At 72.4% G+C, this 19,166-nt stretch carries 20 protein-coding genes and 6 tRNA genes; 17 read left to right on the top strand and 9 right to left on the bottom strand.

What is annotated here, in order from left to right; genetic code table 11:
* From cobT to J7I94_RS20725, 3 genes are all read left to right on the top strand, one after another.
* On the top strand, nt 1-2,069 hold a 2,069-nt coding region (cobT, locus tag J7I94_RS20735; protein WP_251075454.1), incomplete at its 5' end, for a nicotinate-nucleotide--dimethylbenzimidazole phosphoribosyltransferase.
* Between the two features lie 171 nt (nt 2,070-2,240).
* Complete coding sequence (gene cobA / locus J7I94_RS20730) at nt 2,241-3,473, top strand: uroporphyrinogen-III C-methyltransferase (protein WP_215168671.1); 1,233 nt, start codon at nt 2,241-2,243, stop codon at nt 3,471-3,473.
* 1 nt (nt 3,474) lies between these two features.
* Nucleotides 3,475-4,287 (top strand): RNA methyltransferase, encoded by an 813-nt coding sequence (locus tag J7I94_RS20725; protein WP_215168670.1) that lies wholly within the window; start codon nt 3,475-3,477, stop codon nt 4,285-4,287.
* A 103-nt stretch (nt 4,288-4,390) separates the two neighbouring features.
* Here J7I94_RS20725 and J7I94_RS20720 read toward each other — a convergent pair whose 3' ends face one another.
* Nucleotides 4,391-5,884, bottom strand: coding sequence for a serine/threonine-protein kinase (locus J7I94_RS20720; protein WP_215168674.1), 1,494 nt, complete (start codon nt 5,882-5,884; stop codon nt 4,391-4,393).
* A gap of 197 nt (nt 5,885-6,081) precedes the next feature.
* On the opposite strand from J7I94_RS20720, the gene J7I94_RS20715 reads away from it, so the two are divergent.
* The 4 genes from J7I94_RS20715 (at nt 6,082) to J7I94_RS20700 (ending at nt 8,407) form a co-directional block, all read left to right on the top strand.
* Nucleotides 6,082-6,330 (top strand): hypothetical protein, encoded by a 249-nt coding sequence (locus J7I94_RS20715; protein WP_215168669.1) that lies wholly within the window; start codon nt 6,082-6,084, stop codon nt 6,328-6,330.
* 237 nt (nt 6,331-6,567) lie between these two features.
* On the top strand, nt 6,568-6,777 hold the full coding sequence (locus J7I94_RS20710; protein ID WP_215168668.1) for a hypothetical protein: 210 nt from the start codon (nt 6,568-6,570) through the stop codon (nt 6,775-6,777).
* A 312-nt stretch (nt 6,778-7,089) separates the two neighbouring features.
* Entirely contained in the window at nt 7,090-8,022 is a 933-nt protein-coding gene (locus J7I94_RS20705; protein WP_215168667.1) for an aminoglycoside phosphotransferase family protein, read from the top strand.
* A gap of 100 nt (nt 8,023-8,122) precedes the next feature.
* A complete protein-coding gene (locus J7I94_RS20700) occupies nt 8,123-8,407 on the top strand; it encodes a zf-TFIIB domain-containing protein (RefSeq protein ID WP_215168666.1) in 285 nt (94 codons plus the stop codon).
* Between the two features lie 59 nt (nt 8,408-8,466).
* On the opposite strand, the gene J7I94_RS20695 is transcribed toward J7I94_RS20700, so the two are convergent.
* From J7I94_RS20695 to J7I94_RS20675, 5 genes are all read right to left on the bottom strand, one after another.
* Nucleotides 8,467-8,541: transfer RNA gene (locus J7I94_RS20695), tRNA-Val, on the bottom strand.
* 21 nt (nt 8,542-8,562) lie between these two features.
* Nucleotides 8,563-8,634, bottom strand: a tRNA-Val gene (locus J7I94_RS20690).
* Nucleotides 8,635-8,669: 35 nt separating this feature from the next.
* Nucleotides 8,670-8,741, bottom strand: a tRNA-Val gene (locus tag J7I94_RS20685).
* Between the two features lies 1 nt (nt 8,742).
* Nucleotides 8,743-8,816, bottom strand: a tRNA-Cys gene (locus J7I94_RS20680).
* A 38-nt stretch (nt 8,817-8,854) separates the two neighbouring features.
* Nucleotides 8,855-8,927 (bottom strand) — tRNA-Gly (locus J7I94_RS20675).
* A 178-nt stretch (nt 8,928-9,105) separates the two neighbouring features.
* Here J7I94_RS20675 and J7I94_RS20670 point away from each other — a divergent pair.
* The 3 genes from J7I94_RS20670 (at nt 9,106) to J7I94_RS20660 (ending at nt 11,859) form a co-directional block, all read left to right on the top strand.
* Complete coding sequence (locus J7I94_RS20670; RefSeq protein ID WP_215168665.1) at nt 9,106-10,152, top strand: chorismate-binding protein; 1,047 nt, start codon at nt 9,106-9,108, stop codon at nt 10,150-10,152.
* Nucleotides 10,149-10,970: an aminotransferase class IV gene (locus tag J7I94_RS20665; protein WP_215168664.1), complete on the top strand. Its 822-nt coding sequence runs from the start codon at nt 10,149-10,151 to the stop codon at nt 10,968-10,970. Before J7I94_RS20670 ends, J7I94_RS20665 begins: the two co-directional genes overlap by 4 nt.
* Nucleotides 10,971-11,034: 64 nt before the next feature.
* Complete coding sequence (locus tag J7I94_RS20660) at nt 11,035-11,859, top strand: GNAT family N-acetyltransferase (RefSeq protein WP_215168663.1); 825 nt, start codon at nt 11,035-11,037, stop codon at nt 11,857-11,859.
* 21 nt (nt 11,860-11,880) lie between these two features.
* Here J7I94_RS20660 and J7I94_RS20655 read toward each other — a convergent pair whose 3' ends face one another.
* The gene (locus tag J7I94_RS20655; protein ID WP_215168662.1) at nt 11,881-12,393 is read right to left on the bottom strand and encodes a DsbA family protein; all 513 of its coding nucleotides are present in this window, start codon (nt 12,391-12,393) and stop codon (nt 11,881-11,883) included.
* 209 nt (nt 12,394-12,602) lie between these two features.
* Between J7I94_RS20655 and J7I94_RS20650 the strand changes: the two genes are divergently transcribed.
* Nucleotides 12,603-13,061: a hypothetical protein gene (locus tag J7I94_RS20650; protein ID WP_215168661.1), complete on the top strand. Its 459-nt coding sequence runs from the start codon at nt 12,603-12,605 to the stop codon at nt 13,059-13,061.
* Between the two features lie 144 nt (nt 13,062-13,205).
* Complete coding sequence (locus J7I94_RS20645; RefSeq protein ID WP_215168675.1) at nt 13,206-13,451, top strand: hypothetical protein; 246 nt, start codon at nt 13,206-13,208, stop codon at nt 13,449-13,451.
* A gap of 96 nt (nt 13,452-13,547) precedes the next feature.
* On the opposite strand, the gene J7I94_RS20640 is transcribed toward J7I94_RS20645, so the two are convergent.
* Both J7I94_RS20640 and J7I94_RS20635 read right to left on the bottom strand, forming a co-directional pair.
* Entirely contained in the window at nt 13,548-14,108 is a 561-nt protein-coding gene (locus J7I94_RS20640; protein ID WP_215168660.1) for a CGNR zinc finger domain-containing protein, read from the bottom strand.
* A 338-nt stretch (nt 14,109-14,446) separates the two neighbouring features.
* Nucleotides 14,447-14,860 (bottom strand): SsgA family sporulation/cell division regulator, encoded by a 414-nt coding sequence (locus J7I94_RS20635; protein WP_004002642.1) that lies wholly within the window; start codon nt 14,858-14,860, stop codon nt 14,447-14,449.
* Between the two features lie 191 nt (nt 14,861-15,051).
* On the opposite strand from J7I94_RS20635, the gene J7I94_RS20630 reads away from it, so the two are divergent.
* The 5 genes from J7I94_RS20630 (at nt 15,052) to J7I94_RS20610 (ending at nt 19,162) form a co-directional block, all read left to right on the top strand.
* Nucleotides 15,052-15,504 (top strand): TIGR02611 family protein, encoded by a 453-nt coding sequence (locus tag J7I94_RS20630; RefSeq protein WP_215168659.1) that lies wholly within the window; start codon nt 15,052-15,054, stop codon nt 15,502-15,504.
* Between the two features lie 100 nt (nt 15,505-15,604).
* A tRNA-Val gene (locus J7I94_RS20625) sits at nt 15,605-15,676 on the top strand.
* Between the two features lie 344 nt (nt 15,677-16,020).
* Entirely contained in the window at nt 16,021-17,322 is a 1,302-nt protein-coding gene (locus J7I94_RS20620; protein WP_215168658.1) for an ABC transporter substrate-binding protein, read from the top strand.
* Nucleotides 17,323-17,336: 14 nt separating this feature from the next.
* A complete protein-coding gene (locus tag J7I94_RS20615; RefSeq protein ID WP_215168657.1) occupies nt 17,337-18,293 on the top strand; it encodes a carbohydrate ABC transporter permease in 957 nt (318 codons plus the stop codon).
* Nucleotides 18,290-19,162 (top strand): carbohydrate ABC transporter permease, encoded by an 873-nt coding sequence (locus J7I94_RS20610; RefSeq protein ID WP_215168656.1) that lies wholly within the window; start codon nt 18,290-18,292, stop codon nt 19,160-19,162. Before J7I94_RS20615 ends, J7I94_RS20610 begins: the two co-directional genes overlap by 4 nt.
* The last annotated feature ends 4 nt before the right edge of the window (nt 19,163-19,166 follow it).

The raw sequence follows: 19,166 nt of genomic DNA, 5'->3' as shown, positions 1-19,166 counted from the left end.
CGGCGGCCACGGCCCCGCAGCCCGCCCAGGGACCCCAGTCGGCCGTGCCCGGACCCGAGGCGGCCCCCGCCGGCCCGCCGCCCGCCACCGAGACGGAGCAGGAAGCCGACGGCCAGGTCCCGGCACCGCCGCAACCCGCCGCACCGACCGCGGACCCGGCCCCCGACCCCGCCGTCATGGTGCCCGCCCCCCGCGAGGGCGACCCGGCGCCGGCCGCGCCCGACCCCGTACAGCACGCGGACGACCTGGACACCCGGGCCGCCGAACAAGAAGACCAGGAAGACGCACAGGCAGTGAGCACGGCCCCCGTGGCAGAAGCGGTACGACAGCCCACCGGACCGGCCGCACCCGCCTACGACGACGCCGAGCGCGAGGCCGTGCTGAAGGTCATGCGCGAACGCCGGGACATCCGCAACGGCTTCCGCAGCGACCCCATCCCGCACGAGGTGCTGCTCCGCGTCCTGGAGGCGGCCCACACCGCTCCGTCCGTCGGCCACTCGCAGCCCTGGGACTTCGTCGTCATCCGCTCCGCCGAGACCCGGCGCGCGATGCACGAACTGGCGATGCGCCAGCGCGAGGCGTACGCCAAGTCGCTCCCCAAGGGCCGGGCGAAGCAGTTCAAGGAACTGAAGGTCGAGGCCATCCTCGACACCCCGGTCAACATCGTCGTCACCGCCGACTCGACGCGCGGCGGGCGCCACACCCTCGGTCGGCACACCCAGCCGCAGATGGCGCCGTACTCCTCCGCGCTCGCCGTCGAGAACTTCTGGCTCGCCGCCCGCGCCGAGGGCCTCGGCGTCGGCTGGGTCAGCTTCTTCGACGAGCGCGAGATGGTCCGCGCCCTCGGCCTGCCCGAACACCTCGACGTCGTCGCCTACCTGTGCGTCGGCTACGTCGACGAGTTCCCGGACGAGCCCGAGCTGATGCAGGCCGGCTGGTCCAAGCGCCGCCCGCTGTCCTGGGTCGTGCACGAGGAGACGTACGGCCGTCGCGCCCTGCCCGGCGAGGAGCCGCACGACCTGCTGGCCGAGACCGTCGCCCAGATCCGCCCGCTGGACGCGAAGGCGCTCGGCGAGGCGTGGGAGCGGCAGAAGCGGATGACCAAGCCGGCCGGCGCGCTCGGCATGCTGGAGATCATCTCCGCCCAGCTCTCGGGCCTGTCCCGGCAGTGCCCGCCGCCGATCCCGGAGCCCGCCGCCGTCGCGGTCTTCGCGGGCGACCACGGGGTGCACGCCCAGGGCGTCACCCCCTGGCCGCAGGAGGTCACCGCACAGATGGTGGCCAACTTCCTCGGCGGGGGAGCCGTCTGCAACGCCTTCGCCACCCAGGTCGGCGCCGAGGTGTGCGTCGTGGACGTCGGTGTCGCCGCCGACCTGCCCGCCACGCCCGGCCTGCTGCCCCGCAAGATCCGCCCCGGTACGTCCGACATGACCACCGGCCCCGCGATGACCCGCGAGGAGGCCAAGCAGGCCATCGAGGTCGGCATCGAGACCGCCCGCGACCTGGTCGCCGCCGGCAACAAGGCGCTGCTCACCGGTGAGATGGGTATCGCCAACACCACCGCGTCCGCCGCGCTGATCTCCGTCTTCACCGGCGCCGACCCGGCCGAGGTCACCGGCCGCGGCACCGGCATCAACGACGAGACCCTCGCCCGCAAGACCGAGGTGGTCCGCCGCGCCCTGGAGGTCCACCAGCCAGACCCGGCCGACCCGGTCGGCGTGCTCGCGGCGGTCGGCGGCCTGGAGCACGCCGCCATGGTCGGCCTGCTGCTCGGCGGCGCCTCGCTGCGTACGCCGGTCATCCTGGACGGCGTCAGCGCCGGCGCCGCGGCCCTCGTCGCCCGCGCCATCGCCCCCGAGGTACTGGCCGCCTGCATCGCCGGCCACCGCAGCGCCGAGCCCGGCCACGTCGCCGCGCTCAACAAGCTGGGCCTGCGTCCCCTGGTCGACCTCGACCTCCGCCTCGGCGAGGGCACCGGCGCGCTGCTGGCCCTGCCGATGGTGCAGAGCACGGCCCGGGCCATGCACGAGGTCGCGACGTTCGACTCGGCGGGCGTCACCGAGAAGTAGCCCGGCGCACGGCCGGGGTGGCGGCGGTCACTCGCCGCCACCCCGGCCGACTGCGTAAAATCGCACGTCAGGGCAGCTCCAGCGCCGCAGCGCCCACCGCACGCACCCTCCTGCCAGGACCTCCGCCAGGGTCCGGGCCAGGACCCCGCCAGGACGAGGAGCCGCACCCTCATGGCCGAACACCCCGCCTACCCCGTAGGCCTCCGCCTGACCGGCCGCCGCGTGGTCGTCCTCGGCGGCGGGCAGGTCGCCCAGCGCCGCCTCCCGGCCCTCGTCGCGGCGGGCGCGGACGTCCTCCTCGTCTCCCCGGAGGCCACCCCGTCGGTCGAGGCGATGGCCGACACCGGCGAGATCACCTGGGCGCGGCGCCCGTACGCGGACGGCGACCTCGCCGACGCCTGGTACGCCCTGATCGCCACCAGCGACCCGGAGGCCAACGCCGCCGCCTCCGCCGAGGCCGAACGGCACCGCGTCTGGTGCGTGCGCTCCGACGACGCCGACCGGGCCACCGCCTGGACCCCGGCGACCGGCCACAGCGAGGGCGTGACGGTCGCCGTCCTCACCACCAGCGCCCAGGGCCGCGACCCTCGCCGTACCGCCGCCATCCGTGACGCGGTCGTCGAGGGCCTGCGCGACGGCACCCTGGTCGCCCCGCACCACCGCACCCGCACCCCGGGCGTCGCCCTGGTCGGCGGCGGCCCCGGCGACCCCGACCTGATCACCGTCCGGGGGCGCCGCCTGCTCGCCGAGGCCGACGTCGTCATCGCCGACCGCCTCGGCCCCCGCGACCTGCTCGCCGAACTGCCGCCGCACGTCGAGGTGATCGACGCGGCGAAGATCCCGTACGGCCGGTTCATGGCCCAGGAGGCCATCAACAACGCCCTGATCGACCACGCCAAGCAGGGCAAGGCCGTCGTCCGCCTCAAGGGCGGCGACCCGTACGTCTTCGGACGGGGCATGGAGGAGCTCCAGGCGCTCGCCGAGGCCGGCATCCCGTGCACCGTCGTCCCGGGCATCTCCAGCTCCATCTCCGTGCCGGGCGCGGCCGGCATCCCGGTCACCCACCGCGGCGTCGCCCACGAGTTCACCGTGGTCAGCGGCCATGTGGCCCCCGACGACGAGCGCTCGCTGGTCGACTGGCCGTCCCTGGCCAAGCTCACCGGCACCCTCGTCGTCCTCATGGGCGTCGACAAGATCGGCAAGATCGCCGAGACCCTCGTCGCGCACGGCAAGTCCCCCGACACCCCGGTCGCCCTGGTCCAGGAGGGCACCACCGCGGCCCAGCGCCGGGTCGACGCCACCCTCGCGACCGTCGCGGAGACGGTCGTCGCCGAGGAGGTCCGCCCGCCCGCGGTCATCGTCATCGGCCCGGTCGTCGGCGTCGGCCCGCACGAAAGGGCGTGACGTGGCCGAACCCGTCCTCGTCACCGACCCCGACGACCCCCGCCTGCACGACTACACCGACCTGACCGACGTCGCCCTGCGCCGCCGCCGCGAACCCGCCGAGGGCCTGTTCATCGCCGAGGGCGAGAAGGTCGTCCGCCGGGCCGGGGACGCGGGTTACGAGATGCGCTCCATGCTCCTCTCGGAGAAGTGGGTCGACGTCATGCGCGACGTCATCGAGGAGGCCACCGCCCCGGTCTACGTGGTCTCCCCGGCCGTCGCCGAGCAGGTCACCGGCTATCACGTGCACCGCGGCGCCCTCGCCTCGATGGCCCGCAGACCGCTGCCCGCCCCCGCCGACCTGCTGCCCGGCGCCCGCCGCGTCGCCGTCTTCGAGGACATCGTCGACCACGCCAACGTGGGCGCCGCCTTCCGCAACGCCGCCGCCCTCGGCGTCGACGCGGTCCTGCTCACCCCGCGCTGCGCCGACCCGCTCTACCGCAGGTCCGTCAAGGTCTCGATGGGCAACGTCTTCCAGGTCCCGTGGACCCGCCTGGACTCCTGGCCGCACGACATCGAGGCCCTGCGCTCCGCCGGGTTCACCGTCGCCGCGTTCTGCCTGAGCGAGCGCGCGGTCACCCTCGACGAACTCGCCGCCCGCGACCACGACCGGCTCGCCCTGCTCTTCGGCACCGAAGGCGACGGCCTCACCCCCGAGGCGCTCGCCGCCGCCGACGAACACGTCCGCATCCCGATGGACGCCGGAGTCGACTCCCTCAACGTGGCCGCCGCCTCCGCCGTGGCCTTCTACGCCACCCGACCGCGCCCGGCCTGATCCTGCCACGCCGCCGGATCGCGTCCGGCCTGATCCTGCCACGCCGCCGGATCGCGTCCGGCCTGATCCTGCTACGTCACCGGGCCGCGCCCGGCCCGATCTGCTACGTCACCGGGCCGCGCCCGGCCTGATCCGGTACGTCCGTCCGCACCTGCTGCGCCCGTACGCCGCCGCCGGGCCGGTCGTCGCCGAGTCCGCGTGACGGCCCCTGGCAGCCCTGTGCCGCCGCGATGGCCAGCGCCACCAGCAGCGTCACCACGACGAACACGAACAGCCGCTGGCGCAGCAGCCGGGGGTTGGCGGGCCGCAGCCCGGTCCCCGTGGTGCGCGGCCCGTTCCGGCCGGCCCCGCTGCGCGGCGCGGGACGGCTTCCGTCACCGCTGCCGGGCCGGGTGTTGCGGGAGGCCGGCGTGGGCCGCGCACCCGACCGGGAACCCGTACCGCCACCCGACCGGGGAGCCGGCGTGCCGCCCCGCGCGGGCGTGCCCCCGCGCGACGGGCTGCCGTCCCGGGCGGAACCGCCGCGTGACGGCGTCACCCCCCGCGCCGGCCCGGACCCGCGGGTCCCGCCAGACCCGCGTGTACCGCCAGACCCACGGGACCCGACCGTGTTCCGCGTCCCGCCCGTGCCCCGGGGCACGGGAGTGCCCGAGGGGCCCGGCCCCTGCGGACGCCGCCGCTCACGCTCCGGGTAGGTGTCGGCGAGCTGACCCGTGGGCCGGTCCGCCTCTCCCGCGCGCGGAGCGGGCGGCCGTACGTCCGGCAGGCCCTGGGCCTCGCGGGCGGCGATCTCCTTGAGCCGCAGCGACAGTTGCAGGGTGCTGGGCCGCTCCTCGGGGTCCTTCGCCAGACACGCCCGCACCAGCGGGGCCAGCGCGTCCGGCACGCCGTGCAGCTGCGCCTCCTCGTGCACCACGCGGTACAGCATCACTTCCGAACTGCCGTGCCCGAAGGGCGAGTCGCCCATCGAGGCGTACGCCAGGGTCGCGCCGAGCGAGAACACGTCCGTCGCCGGGGTGACCGCCGCGCCGCGGACCTGCTCGGGGGCGAGGAACCCGGGGGAGCCGACCGCCGTGCCGACGTGCGTGAGCGTGGAGGCACCCGTCGCCCAGGCGATGCCGAAGTCGATGATCCGGGGACCCTTGGGGGAGAGCAGGATGTTGGAGGGCTTCAGATCCCGGTGCACGACCCCCGCCTCGTGCACCGCGACCAGCCCTTCGGAGAGCGCGGCCCCCACGGCGGCGACATCGGCCGCGCCCAGCGGCCCCTCGTCGGCGACCTTGTCGTGCAGCGACGGGCCGGGCACGTACTGCGTGGCGAACCACGGCCGGTCCGCGTCCAGGTCGGCGGCGACCAGCCGCGCGGTGCACCCGCCCCTGATCCGCCGGGCCGCCGAGACCTCACGGGCGAACCGCGAACGGAACTCCTGGTCCTCCGCCAGATCCGGCCGGATGACCTTCAGCGCGACCCGCTGCCCCTTCTTGTCGGAGCCCAGGTAGACCACGCCCATTCCACCCGCGCCGAGCCGCCTGTGAAGCCTGAACGAGCCGACGACGCGCGGGTCCTCGCGCCTCAGGCGCATCATCGCCATGTTCATCCCCGCTGCCCGGTCCCTGTGACGAGCCACAGCTTACGTTTCCACAGCCGCCCGCGCGCAGAGGCCGCGCCCTCCGGGGCCGATCGATTGTCAGTGCCGGGTGGGAGAATCGAAGGGTGGTCAGGAAAGGGGCGAACTGGCCGGATTCGGTGCCGGCCGGGGTCTCAACAGGCCGCAGGGGAAGGGGGATTGACTCCATGAAAGGTGATCGTGTGGAGATAGTCGTGGACGCGGGCGACACGACACGGACGTACGAGGTGGTGGCGAGCCGGGCGGGGCGCCGGGTGGAGACGGCGGTGCGCCGAGGGGTGGTGGAGGTGAGCGAAGTCACGCGCAACGGCTCGGTGGTGCGCACGGCGCGGTTCATGGCCAACCGGGTGCTGGCCCTGGTCGAACAGCCGGTGCCCCGGGAGGACAGCTCGGAGAAAGCGGGACAGACCGGGTGAGGGGCCGTGTGCCCCCTCGGGGATGACCCCGAGACCCCGGCCGTCGTCTCCACCCACGGGAGTACGCCCCAGGTGGGGGCTCATCCTCCGGGAGGCCCGGCAATCGGTACGAGGGCATGACGTGTGCCGGGGGCCGGACGCCTAGATTTGAGGTCAAGCGGCGGGTGCAGCACTCGTCCCCCGAGGTCAGACGCCCGCCGCTGCCAGGCAACAACGGAACAGGTCAGGAGAGGGACCATGGCCCAGACGGCACCGCGGACGCTGGTCCGCACGCTGGAGCGCGGGGCGTACGCCGCCCCGTTCCGCACCCGTCGCCAGGGCCGTCGCCATCCACTGGTGGCGACGCTCATGGCCCTTCCCCTGGCGGCCCTGCTCCTCCTCGTCTTCGACGGGTGGGAGACGGTGGCCACACAGGCGTCGTCCGTGGGTGTGATGCTGGGGCGCTGAGCGGCGACCCCAGGCCCGGAAGAGCGGTCCGGGCGGGGACATCCATCCATGAAACCCCGTGGGGACGGGGGTGCGGCGGACGGCACAGATGCCGGCGCAGCTGGGGAGCTGCGCCGGCATTGCCCTGCCCGCAAACCTCGGTCAGGGCCGGAACAGGACGGGCACAGCGCACCGTCGGCCCCCCGCACCTCAGGCGGGCGTCCCAGGCCGGAGCCGCCCCCCCGCCGGACCCACCCCGTACGCACCCCGTGACGACGGCGTGGCGCCTACCTCGGCCGTCCCGCTCCAGACCCACCCCCGTACGCTCACCCCGTGACGACGGCCCCCCTGCTCCCCGCCCTGACCGCCCGGGTCCGGGCCGCGGCCCATTCCCGTACCCCGGCCTGCCGCTCCTGCGGCGCCGCCACGCTGGCCGACCGGCCGGACGGGACCGTCGTCCGGCACGGGGACGTCGTCGCCAAGGCGCACGCCCCGGACACCGACCCCGGGGCGCTGGCCCACCGTCTCGCTCTCGCCGCCCGCCTCCCCGGCATCCTCCTGCCCCCGCTCGCCCCGGCCCCCGCCGACCTGTACGGACGGCTGGTGACCTGCTGGCCGTACGGCACACCCGTGGACCCGGAGGACCCCGACGCCGCCCCCTGGGAGGCGGCCGGCGCGCTCCTCGCCCGCCTCCACCGGGCCCCCGCCCCCGCCGCCCTCCCGCTGATGCGCGGTCCGGCCAAAACCGCCGCCGCCCTCGCCCGCCTGCGGGAGACCGCGCCCCACCACCCCGGCACCGCCCCCGTCCTGCGCGCCTGGACCGCGCTGCCCGCCTGGGCGCGCGGCGCGGGCCCCATGCCGGACACCAGCACGCCGTGCCACGGCGACTTCCACCTCGGCCAGCTCGTCCGGCACCCCGCGCCCGACGGCCCGTGGCTGCTGATAGACGTCGACGACCTCGGCCGGGGCGTACCGTCCTGGGACCTGGCCCGCCCGGCCGCCTGGTACGCCTGCGGGGTGCTGACGTCCGACGAGTGGACCCGCTTCCTGGCCGCCTACCGCGCCGCCGGCGGCCCGGCCGTCCCGCCGGACGGCGACCCCTGGCCGGCCCTGGACGTCCCGGCCCGCGCCCTCACCGCCCAGACCGCCGCCCGCGCCCTGGCCAAGGCGGCCCTGGCGGACCGGCAGCTGGACGACGTGGAGCGGGCCCTGGTCGACGCCTGCGCGCGCATGGCCGCCGTTCCCGCGCGCGTCCCCGGGAGTTGAGGGACAGTCACGCCGAGTAGGGTGCAACCGACCGCAGCCGGACAGAGTCTGTCCTGGCGAAACACGAAGCAGGACCTACCGGCGAGGAGTTGAGCCGACCATGCAGTGTCCGAAGTGCCACGCACCGATGCACACGTACAACCGCAACGGCGTCCAGATCGAGCAGTGCAGCGGCTGCCGCGGGATCTTTCTCGACTACGGCGAGCTGGAGTCGCTGACCCGCCTGGAGGCCCAGTGGTCCCAGCCGGCCCCGCCGCCCCCGCCCGCCCCGCAGGCCTACCCCGCCGCCCCGGCCCCCGCCTGGGGCGCGCCGCACGGAGGCCACGGCCACCACCACGGCCACCACCGCAACAAGGGCTTCGGCCACATGCTGTTCTCCAGCTGACAGCCGGCAGACGACGGACGACGAAACCCCCGGCCGTAGAGACGGCCGGGGGCTTCAAGTGGTGGACGATACTGGGATTGAACCAGTGACCTCTTCCGTGTCAGGGAAGCGCTCTCCCGCTGAGCTAATCGTCCGGGAGTACTGCGAGTACTGCGTGCGCGATACTGGGATTGAACCAGTGACCTCTTCCGTGTCAGGGAAGCGCTCTCCCGCTGAGCTAATCGCGCGGGGATCCTAGCGGATCAAGGTCCGTGCGGACCAGTGGACGATACTGGGATTGAACCAGTGACCTCTTCCGTGTCAGGGAAGCGCTCTCCCGCTGAGCTAATCGTCCTTGGAGGTGGAGACGGGATTTGAACCCGTGTAGACGGCTTTGCAGGCCGTTGCCTCGCCTCTCGGCCACTCCACCAGGAGTGTAGGGGATCTTGTGGAACCCCTGTTCCTGCGAGCGGACGACGAGGCTCGAACTCGCGACCTCAACCTTGGCAAGGTTGCGCTCTACCAACTGAGCTACGTCCGCCTGTCGTTTCGGTCCGCTTGCGCGTCCCGGCGACGTGTTGAACTCTAGCGGATTCCGGAGCCAGTACAAAAACGCGTTTGCGCAGCGTGCTGCGCTGCCCCCGCTCGCTTGCCTGGTCAGGGTGGGCGGAAGGACACGTTCGGGTCACCTCGCGGTCACCCCGCCTAGACTCGGCCATGTGTCCGATCTTCCGCCCCTGGCCCGTTTCGGCGACCGGATCGCCACCGGTCTCCTCGACGTCACGACCGATCTCGCCGCACTGGAGTCCAGCGGGTTCTGGGCGGTCTGCGCGGACTTCGAGGGCCGCCTGACCTGCGCCCGTTTCGCGGAGGTCCGCGAAGCGCCGGTGCCCGCGCCCCGGCCGGGACGGTGGCGCGGACCCGCCGTCGGCGACTGGGCGTCCTCGCTGGATCACCACGCGTACACGAGCGCCGTACGACGCATCCGCGCGCACATCGCGGCCGGCGAGGTCTACCAGGCCAACCTCTGCCGCGTCCTGTCCGCGCCCGTCCCGCCCGACGCCGACGTGGACGCCCTCACCGCGCTGCTGGCCCGCGGGAACCCGGCGCCCTACGCGGGAACCCTCCGGCTTCCCGGGCACGGGGTGGAGGTGGCCACCGCCTCTCCCGAACTGTTCCTGCGCCGCGCGGGACGGACGGTGGAGTCGGGGCCGATCAAGGGCACCGGCCGCACCGAGGCGGACCTGCTGGAGAAGGACCACGCCGAGAACGTGATGATCGTGGACCTGGTCCGCAACGACCTCGGGCGGGTCTGCGCGACCGGCAGCGTGACCGTGCCCGACCTGTGCGCGGTGGAGAAGCACCCGGGGCTGGTGCACCTCGTGTCGACCGTACGGGGCGAACTGCGGACCGGCGCCGGCTGGCCGGAGCTGCTCACCGCCACCTTCCCGCCCGGCTCGGTCACCGGCGCGCCCAAGGCGAGCGCCCTCAGGATCATCGAGGCGCTGGAGACCGCGCCCCGCGGCCCGTACTGCGGGGGCGTCGGCTGGGTCGACGCCGACCGGGGCACCGGCGAGCTGGCCGTCGGCATCCGGACCTTCTGGATCGACCGGGCCGAGGGCCTGCTGAAGTTCGGCACCGGAGCCGGGATCACCTGGGGCTCGGACCCGGAGCGGGAGTGGCGGGAGACCGAGCTGAAGGCGTCCCGGCTGCTCGCGGTAGCGTCGGGGAGGTACGAAGCGATCGGGGAGGGGCCGGGAACATGAAGATCTGGCTGGACGGCGGGCTGCGGGACGCGGAGTCCGCCCGGGTCTCCGCCTTCGACCACGGACTGACCGTGGGCGACGGCGTCTTCGAGACCGTGAAGGCGGTGGACGGGCGCCCCTTCGCGCTGACCCGGCACCTGGACCGGCTGGCCCGCTCGGCAAGGGGCCTCGGCCTGCCGGAGCCCGACCTCGACGAGGTGCGCCGCGCCTGCGCCGCCGTACTGGAGGCCAACCCCATGCCGCTCGGCCGGCTGCGGATCACCTGCACCGGAGGACACGGCCCGCTCGGTTCCGACCGCGGCGAGCACGGCCCCACCCTGCTGGTCGCCCTCGGCGCCACCGCCCGCCGTCCCGACTCCACGGCCGTGATCACCGTCCCCTGGACGCGCAACGAGCGCGGCGCGCTCACCGGCCTGAAGACCACCTCGTACGCCGAGAACGTCGTCGCCCTCGCCCGCGCCCGTGAACAGGGCGCCTCCGAGGCGCTGTTCGCCAACACGGTGGGGCGGCTGTGCGAGGGCACCGGGTCGAACGTCTTCGTCGTCCTCGACGGGGAGATCCACACCCCGCCGGTCGCCTCCGGCTGTCTCGCGGGCATCACCCGCGCCCTGGCCGTCGAGTGGACCGGCGCCGTGGAGTCGGACCTTCCGCTGGACGTCCTGGAACGCGCCGACGAGATCTTCCTGACCTCCACGCTGCGCGACGTCCAGGCCGTGCACCGGGTCGACGGCCGGGAACTGCCGGGCGCCCCGGGGCCGGTGACGGCCAAGGCGATGCGGATCTTCGCGGAACGGTCCGGCGCCGACCTCGACCCCTGACCGGCACGGACCGACCGTCAAAACCGGCTGCTCCCAGGCGGTCGCGCGGGGTAGAACACCCCTGATGACCACCACCCTGCGGCCGACCGAGCCGCTTCAGCGCGCCGCCGACGGAACGCGTTCACGCTACTACCAGGTGTGCGTGAACAGCCGCCCCGTCGGCGCGGTCCACCTCGGCACCTCTCCCGCCTTCGGCGACGCGGTCGCCGTCATCCACGACCTGCGCGTCGACGAGGCCGACCGCCGGCGCGGCCGGGCCACGGTGGCCGCGCTCGCGGCGGAGGAGGTGGCGCGCGGCTGGGGCTGCGGACAGCTCACCGTCACCGTCCCCGCGGACGCCGGGGCGGCCCTGCGGCTCGTCGAGTCGCTCGGCTACCTGCCGCGCAACCGCGGCATGGAGAAGCGGCTCGGGGACACCCCGCCCGCCCTGCCGGCGGGCAGCCGTCCGCGGCCGATGACCCGGGCGGAGTTCGACGCCTGGTGGGCCCACGAGTCCGAGCAGTACGCGCGGACCTGGATCGAGCGGGGCATACCCGAGGACGTGGCGTACGCCAGATCCCGGCACGACCACGAGACGCTGCTGCCGCGGGGGCCCGAGACCGAGGACATGCTGTTCAGCGTGCTGGAACACGAGGGCGAGCGGGTCGGCACGCTGTGGCTGGCGCTGCGCCCCGAGTCCGCGTACGTCTACGACGTCGAGGCCGACGCCGCCCACCGGGGCCGGGGGCACGGCCGGTCGCTGCTGCTCCTCGCGGAGACGCAGACGATCACCGCCGGACGCCGGCTGCTCGGCCTCAACGTGTTCGCCGGCAACACCCCGGCCGAACGGCTGTACGAGTCGCTAGGCTACGAGACGACCCGGTACACCTTCTACAAGCCGTTGCTGTAGGCGCGGGCGAGGGGACCGGCGTCAGCCCAGCAGCCGGTCCGCGATCTCCTCGACGCGGGCGCGGAGCCCCTCCTGGCTCTTGCCGCCGTCGAGCCGCTCGCCGTCGATGACGTACGTCGGGGTCCCGGTCACGCCGATCGCCTTGCCTTCGGCCTGGTCGGCGTCGACGACCAGGATGTGCCGGCCGTCGATCAGGGCGGTGTCGAACTCCTCGGCGTCCAGGCCGAGCTCCCGGGCCACGTCGACCAGGAGGGCCTCCCCCCGGCGGTCCAGCTCGTCCAGCCGGCCGAGCACCGCTTCGACGTACGCCCAGCCCTGCCCCTGCACGGCGGCCTCCTCGGCGGCCTGCGCGGCGGCGAAGGCGTGCTTGTGCTTCTCCAGCGGGAAGTGCCGCAGCCGCAGCTCCAGGCGGTCCCCGTAGCGGGCGCGCAGGGCGTGCAGGTCGTGCAGGGAGGTCCGGCAGTCCGGGCACTGGAGCTCACACCAGACGTCGAGGACGGGCGTGGCGGGGACGGCGGGGGAGGAGTCGCTCATGCGACCAGTGTCCCAGCCCCGCTCCCGACCTCCCCATCCCGCCCGCACCGGCGAGCACCGGGCCCAGGGACCTGAGGAGGAGGCGCCCCCGAGGCGACCCGGAGATGTCCCTGATGTCGGGCCGGAGCATGGCCGCACCGGGTGGGGACGGTGCAGGATGGAAGGGACGAAAGTGCCTGCCCGACGGCGCCCGAGCCCTGGAGGACCGGATGATTGCCGAGACCGTCTGTTCCGCCGTGTCCGCGGCCGGCCTGGGCATCGCGGCGATCACCGCGTACCGCAGGCGCTTCCTGGCGGCGGTCCGCGTCGCCGCCTACTCGCTGATACCCGTCGGCCTGGTGATGACCGGCGTCGTCGAGTGGCTCGCCGACACCGCCTTCAGCCCGATGGCCTGGGCGGGCTTCGCCGTGCTGGGCCTGGCGTGGCTGCTGTTCATGGTCACGCGCGTCGTGGAGCGCCGCCGCGGCGGCACCCGCCCCACCCGCAAGGAGCGCAAGGAGGCCGCCCGGGCAGCCGCCCGGCAGGGCGCCGTGGCCCCGGGAGCCTCGGCGCCCTCACTGGGCGCCGGTTCCGCCCCGCGTCCGGCGCCGGCCCGCCCTGCGGGCAAGCCCCGGTCGGAGGACGACTTCAGCGACATCGAGGCCATCCTGAAGAAGCACGGCATCTGAGACCGTCCGCCCACCGTCGGGGTTCACCGCCCCGCTCGCCCCTCGCCCCTCGCCGCTCGTTCCGCCGAAACGGCCCCGTTTCTCTGAAACGACACAGTGAGCTGGCGAAACGTCCGGAAATGATCACAACTCGAAGCGAAGATCATGTATTCCGGCGAACACCGGTGCCTTGCGGGCGTGTTGATCGCGTCGGGCTCCGAACTGCGTCATCATCGCCGCGAGATGCTGGACACGACACAGCTGGACACCACAGAGAGCGATACCGCCTCCCGGCCCCAAGAGCCACGCGGATGCCTCTTCGCCCTTTCCCAGCCACCGCTGATGATCTTCCTTGCGGTGATCGGGTTCCTGCTGCTCATGGCTTCGCTGCACGACCTGCTGTTGCTGTGAGCCGTACCCGCGTTCCCCGGCGCCACCCGCCGGGGGCGCGTCGGGACCGTGTCCGGGGGAAGCCTTCGGGCCGCCCTGGGGAGCCCCCGGGCCGGCTCAGCCCGCCGCTTCCTTGCGCCGCGCCCGGTAGGCCGCCACGTGCAGCCGGTTGCCGCAGGTCCGGCTGTCGCAGTACCGCCGTGAGCGGTTGCGCGACAGGTCGACGAAGGCACGCCGGCAGTCGGGCGCCTCGCAGCGCCGCAGCCGCTCCCGCTCCCCGGCGACCACGAAGAAGGCCAGGGCCATCCCGCAGTCGGCCGCCAGATGATCGGCGACGGAGGCACCGGGAGCGAAGTAGTGGACGTGCCAGTCGTAGCCGTCGTGGTCGGTGAGCCGGGGGGTGGTGCCCGCGGCGGCGACCAGTTCGTTGATCAGGCCGGCGGTGGCGCGGGTGTCGGAGGCCGCGAAGGCGGAGGCGAACCGGCCGCGCACCTTGCGCACCGCCGAGAGGTCGAACTCCGAGAGCACGCCGACATCGCTGATCTTGTGGTTCCGCACGAAATCCGTGAGGGCGGCGACATCCGGCAGCCCGTCCGGCGACGACTCGTCCTCCGGTGCGGTGTTCACCAGATCCACCACGGTGTCGAGGGCGCACCGGGTGTCGTGGGTGATCAGCACGTTTCGCTCCCTGGCCTGGGGACGGGCGGGCGCCCGCGGATGCTGGCCGATGGTAGTGGCATCCGCGGTCGGCCGTACGGCCCCGATGCCGCCTCTCGTGCCCGCTCCGTGCCCGCCCGCTCCGCGGCCGTCCGTTCCGTGCACGTCTGTGTCGTGCCCGCCGTCTCTCGTGCCCGTACAACGGTGGCGGCCCGGCCGTGGTTCCCGCAGGAGTACGCACACCGGCGCCACCCCGCGGTGGTCCGCGGCGGCGACGCCGGTGTGTGTGCCGTATACGGCTGTCCCGGCCCGGTCCGTCACCCCGAGTCGACGGCGCCGGGCGGTTCGGGGGTCTCGCCCTAGCTTTCCGCCAGGATGTGCGAGAGTTCCTGATCGAGGTCGAAGTGCCGGTGTTCCGTGCCGGGCGGCACGGCGGCGTCTGTGCGCTTCAGGAAGGACTCCAGAGCCCGCGCCGGGGCTTCGAGCAGGGCCTCGCCCTCCGGAGAGCTCAGGGCGATGCACACGACGCCCTGACCGTGACTGCGCGACGGCCAGACACGGACGTCGCCGGTGCCGGTGGGGCGGTGCAGCCCCTCGGCGAGGAGATCACGGGCGAACACCCACTCGACGGTCTCCTCGGCTCCGGTGTGGAAGGTGGCGTGCACGGCGTAGGGATCGGCCGTGTCGTACCGCAGGCCTGCGGGGACAGGCAGGGAGGACTCGCTCGACACAACGAGGCGCAGGTGCAGCTCGCAGCTGACCGTGGTGTTCATAAGCGCCAGGGCCTTTCGCTCAGTGTGCGCTCGGGGATTCGCACGTCGGCGAAATCGACATGCCACCTACGGTGCCGTTGTAAACCCCTCTGAGTGTTTTGCGTGCCTTTACGTACCCCTTCCGGCCGAGGAATCGCGGGCAGGCTGCGTCCATTCCGGTGACTCGTTTCGCTCCGGTAGGGTTTGGCCGTATGAACACGGGGCGTAGCGAGCCGGTCGAGGTGGCCGTGATGGCGGACGGGACGAAGGCGGACAAGGCGGAGGACGAGCGAAGCCTCGGGTCGCGGGCGCCGGAATTCGTCAAGGCGCGCCGCGTGCTGCACATGAGCTGGCAGGTCGGGGTCTTCGTCGTCGGTCTCGCGGTCGTGGTGGCCGGCGTCATCATGCTGCCGCTGCCCGGACCCGGCTGGGTGGTGATCTTCGGGGGCATGGCGATCTGGGCCACCGAGTTCGTCTGGGCCCAACTGGTGCTGCGCTGGACCAAGCGGAAAGTGACCGAGGCTGCGCAGCGGGCACTCGACCCCAAGGTGCGGCGGCGCAACATCATTCTCACGGTGATCGGCCTGGTGATCATCGGGGCGATCGCCGGCTTCTATCTGTGGAAGTTCGGCCTGGTGATGCCGTGGAAGATCGAGGACCAGTGAGCTGAGCCGAGCGGGGCCCCGGGGCGTTTCGGGGCCTCTGTGCGAGCGGGTGGCTGGTCACGGGCACCCCCTGACATGCGGTAATGTTCTTTCCGCACCCGGGCGATTAGCTCAGTGGGAGAGCGCTTCGTTCACACCGAAGAGGTCACTGGTTCGAACCCAGTATCGCCCACCGGGATCATCAGGCGGCCCGGCTCACGATCGTGAGCCGGGCCGCTTCGTCGTTGTGGCGGCCACGCAACGGCTTGGCCGGCCTTCATCCAACCGTGACCTTGCCGTGCGGCCGACCGGCCCGGTCCGGCGCCGTTCGGTCCGTCGACCGCGCGACGCGGACCTGGGTTTTCTCGGCCGACGCGCGCCGTCGCGGTGGCGGCCGGGGTGTCGCGGCCCGGCCGCCACCGCACATCAATTCCTGTCCGAATCATTGACGCGCCCCTGGGCCCTCCGTACCTTGTGCCAGCAAGCGCTTACTTGAAACGATTCATGGGGCGAACGCAACGTCGCGGGGAGGCTCATATGCAGCAGGGCGGGAATGTCGAGGGGCGGGTCGGAAGGCGGACGGTCCTCAAGGCGACGGGGGCCTCGCTGGCCGTCGCGGGGCTGGCCGCGACGGCCACCGCGTGCGGGGGCGGCAGCGGCTCGGGCGATGGCACGGTGACGATCCGTTATGCCTGGTGGGGCGGCGAGCCGCGGGCCATCGCCATCAAGAAGACGATCGCCCTCTTCGAGAAGAAGTACCCGAAGATCAAGATCAAGCCGGAATTCACGGACTACGAGGCGTTCTGGGAGAAGTTCCAGACGCAGGCCTCCGGTGGAAATCCGCCGGACGTTTTCCAGAATTCCGTCACCTTCCTGCGCAAGTACGACAAGCGCGGTGTCCTGATGGACCTCAAGACACAGGCCGACGCGGGACATCTCAGCCTGGAGAACTTCCGCAACAATGTCCTGACCGTCGGTCAGGTCGACGACAAGCAGGTCGGCATACCCGTCGGCGCCAACACCATGGCCCTCGTCATCGACCTCAAGGCCTTCAAGAAGGCGGGCCTGGAGCCGAAGCTGGGCTGGACCTGGGACGAGTACTTCGACGCGCTCCAGACGATCCAGGACAAGCTGAAGATCGCCGGTGACACCGGCTACTTCAGCATCATGTACCTCTACGACCTGTATCTGCGCCAGAACGGCAAGGCCTTCTACACCGAGAGCGGCCTCGGCTTCACCGAGGACGACCTGACGCAGTGGTGGGAGGACGGCTACAAGCGCGTACGGTCCGGGCTCGTCGCCGACCCGAAGAAGATCGAGCAGGTCAAGCCCAAGTCGGGCCTCTCGGCGGGGCTCGCCGCGGGTGAGTTCACCTGGGACAACTTCTCCATCCGCTACGAGGGCGAGGGCGAGTCGGACTACGGGCTCGCGCCGATCCCGACCACGAACGGCAAGGACACCGGCCAGTACCTCGGTTCGCTCATGCTCAGCGCCTTCACCGGCACCGAGCACCCCAAGGAAGTCGCCCAGTTCATCGACTTCATGGTCCACGACCCCGAGGTCGGCAAGATCATGGGCTACGACCGGGGCATTCTCGCCACCAGCGAGCAGTACGAGGCGTTCACCCCCACCGACGACAACAACAAGGGCGTCAAGGCGTACGAGGAGGAGGTCGCCGCCGCCGGGCTGCTCGGGAAGATCACCCCGCACCCGTCCGGCTCCGATGTCATCGAGGCGGCGTTCCTGCGCATCGGCGGTGAGGTCGCCCAGGGCAAGGCCAAGCCGGCCGACGCCGCCAAGACGCTGTTCAACGAGGCCAAGGCCGCTTTCGCGGGCTGAGGGGACGTACGACCATGACGCTCGTCAAGGAAGCGCCCGCACCCCCGGCCGGGAAGCGGTCCGCCGCTCCCGCGGCCGGGCGGCGCGGGCGGCGCCGCGAGAACCTCGCCGGCTACCTCTTCATGTCGCCGTGGCTCGCCGGATTCGTGCTGCTCACGGCGGGGCCGATGATCGCGTCGCTGTACTACGCGTTCACCAGCTACAACCTGTTCACGCCGCCGCAGTGGGTGGGGCTGGACAACTTCACCACGATGTTCCAGGACCCGCGCTGGCAGAAGTCGGTCGAGGTCACCCTGAAGTACGTCGTCGTGGCCACCCCGCTGAAACTGCTGCTGGCGCTCGGCGTCGCGATGCTGCTCGCGCAGAAGCGGCGCGGACAGGGGCTGTACCGGGCCGCGTTCTACATGCCCTCGCTCATCGGCGCCAGCGTCTCGGTGGGCTTCGTGTGGCGGGCGCTGTTCTCGGACGACGCGATCGTGGACCGGGGTCAGAAGATCTTCGGTCTGGACGTCGGGGGCTGGATCGGCAACCCCGACTACGTCCTCTACGCCCTGGTGGCGCTGAGCATCTGGCAGTTCGGCGCGCCGATGGTCATCTTCCTGGCCGGCCTCAAGCAGGTCCCCCGGGAGCTGTACGAGGCGGCCGAGGTGGACGGGGCCGGGCCGCTGCGGCGGTTCTGGAACATCACGCTGCCGATGATCTCCCCGGTGCTGTTCTTCAACGTACTGCTGGAGTCCATTCACGCGTTCCAGGTGTTCGGTTCCGCCTACGTCGTCTCCGACACCCGGTGCGGACCGGCCGACGCCACCCTCGTCTACACCTGCTACCTCTACCAGAAGGGCTTCAAGGAGGCCCAGATGGGCTTCGCCTCCGCGATGGCCTGGACCCTGGTGGTCGCGGTGGCGCTGGTGACGGCGGTGCTGTTCTGGTCGCAGAAGAAGTGGGTGCACTACGAGGAGGCCGCCAAGTGACCACCGCCACCACCCCCGCCGCGCGCACCGCGGGCGACCGGCGGCGCACCGGATCGATCGCCTGGCACGTGGGCGCGCTCGTCGTCCTCGCGGTCGTCCTGTACCCCGTGATCTGGGTCGTCGGCGCGGCGTTCAAGCCGAGCAAGGACATCATCGCCAGTCTCGACCTGCTGCCCACCGAGCCGGTCTGGGCCAACTTCTCCGGACTGGCCGACGGCATCTCCGGCATCTCCATCAGCAGCTTCTTCGTCAACTCGCTGACGTACGCGGTGCTCGCCGTGGTCGGTGTCGTGCTGTCCAGCTCGCTGACGGCCTACGCCTTCACCAAGATCCGGTTCGCCGGGCGGAACCTGCTGTTCACCCTGATGATCGGCACGCTGCTGCTGCCGTACCACGTGCTGCTCATCCCGCAGTACGTGATGTTCCGCAAGCTGGAACTCGTCGACACCCTCGTGCCGCTGGTGGCCGGCAAGTTCCTGGCCGTGGAGGCGTTCTTCGTCTTCCTGATGGTGCAGTTCATGCGCGGGCTGCCGCGCGAGCTGGACGAGGCCGCCAAGCTCGACGGCTGCGGGCACCTCAGGACCTACTGGTCCATCGTGCTGCCGCTGTGCCGCCCCGCCCTCATCACCAGCGCCATCTTCACCTTCATCAACGCCTGGAACGACTTCATGGGGCCGTTGATCTACCTCAACACCCCCTCCAAGTACACCGTCTCGCTCGGGCTGATGATGTTCCGCGACCAGGAGGGCATCTCCAACTACGGCAGCATGATCGCGATGTCGCTGGTCGCGCTGGTCCCGGTCGTCGCCTTCTTCATGGCCTTCCAGCGCTATCTCATCGACGGCATGGCGACCTCGGGACTGAAGTGAGGCG

Origin of the sequence: Streptomyces sp. ISL-12 (assembly GCF_018614415.1) — a bacterium.
Taxonomy (GTDB): domain Bacteria; phylum Actinomycetota; class Actinomycetes; order Streptomycetales; family Streptomycetaceae; genus Streptomyces.
The sequence above is the reverse complement of the archived record's forward strand: the minus strand, read 5'-3'. Positions and strand labels throughout refer to the sequence as shown.

Excerpts from the sequence above, each read along its gene's own strand:
- J7I94_RS20710 (WP_215168668.1), top strand. The coding sequence starts at position 6,568 with ATGGCCCAGACGGCACCGCGGACGCTGGTCCGCACGCTGGAGCGCGGG.
- J7I94_RS20700 (WP_215168666.1), top strand. The coding sequence starts at position 8,123 with ATGCAGTGTCCGAAGTGCCACGCACCGATGCACACGTACAACCGCAAC.
- J7I94_RS20660 (WP_215168663.1), top strand. The coding sequence starts at position 11,035 with ATGACCACCACCCTGCGGCCGACCGAGCCGCTTCAGCGCGCCGCCGAC.
- J7I94_RS20655 (WP_215168662.1), bottom strand. The coding sequence starts at position 12,393 with ATGAGCGACTCCTCCCCCGCCGTCCCCGCCACGCCCGTCCTCGACGTC.
- cobA (WP_215168671.1), top strand. The coding sequence starts at position 2,241 with ATGGCCGAACACCCCGCCTACCCCGTAGGCCTCCGCCTGACCGGCCGC.
- J7I94_RS20665 (WP_215168664.1), top strand. The coding sequence starts at position 10,149 with ATGAAGATCTGGCTGGACGGCGGGCTGCGGGACGCGGAGTCCGCCCGG.
- J7I94_RS20715 (WP_215168669.1), top strand. The coding sequence starts at position 6,082 with ATGAAAGGTGATCGTGTGGAGATAGTCGTGGACGCGGGCGACACGACA.
- J7I94_RS20615 (WP_215168657.1), top strand. The coding sequence starts at position 17,337 with ATGACGCTCGTCAAGGAAGCGCCCGCACCCCCGGCCGGGAAGCGGTCC.
- J7I94_RS20720 (WP_215168674.1), bottom strand. The coding sequence starts at position 5,884 with ATGAACATGGCGATGATGCGCCTGAGGCGCGAGGACCCGCGCGTCGTC.
- J7I94_RS20650 (WP_215168661.1), top strand. The coding sequence starts at position 12,603 with ATGATTGCCGAGACCGTCTGTTCCGCCGTGTCCGCGGCCGGCCTGGGC.
- J7I94_RS20645 (WP_215168675.1), top strand. The coding sequence starts at position 13,206 with ATGTATTCCGGCGAACACCGGTGCCTTGCGGGCGTGTTGATCGCGTCG.
- J7I94_RS20620 (WP_215168658.1), top strand. The coding sequence starts at position 16,021 with ATGCAGCAGGGCGGGAATGTCGAGGGGCGGGTCGGAAGGCGGACGGTC.
- J7I94_RS20635 (WP_004002642.1), bottom strand. The coding sequence starts at position 14,860 with ATGAACACCACGGTCAGCTGCGAGCTGCACCTGCGCCTCGTTGTGTCG.
- J7I94_RS20630 (WP_215168659.1), top strand. The coding sequence starts at position 15,052 with ATGAACACGGGGCGTAGCGAGCCGGTCGAGGTGGCCGTGATGGCGGAC.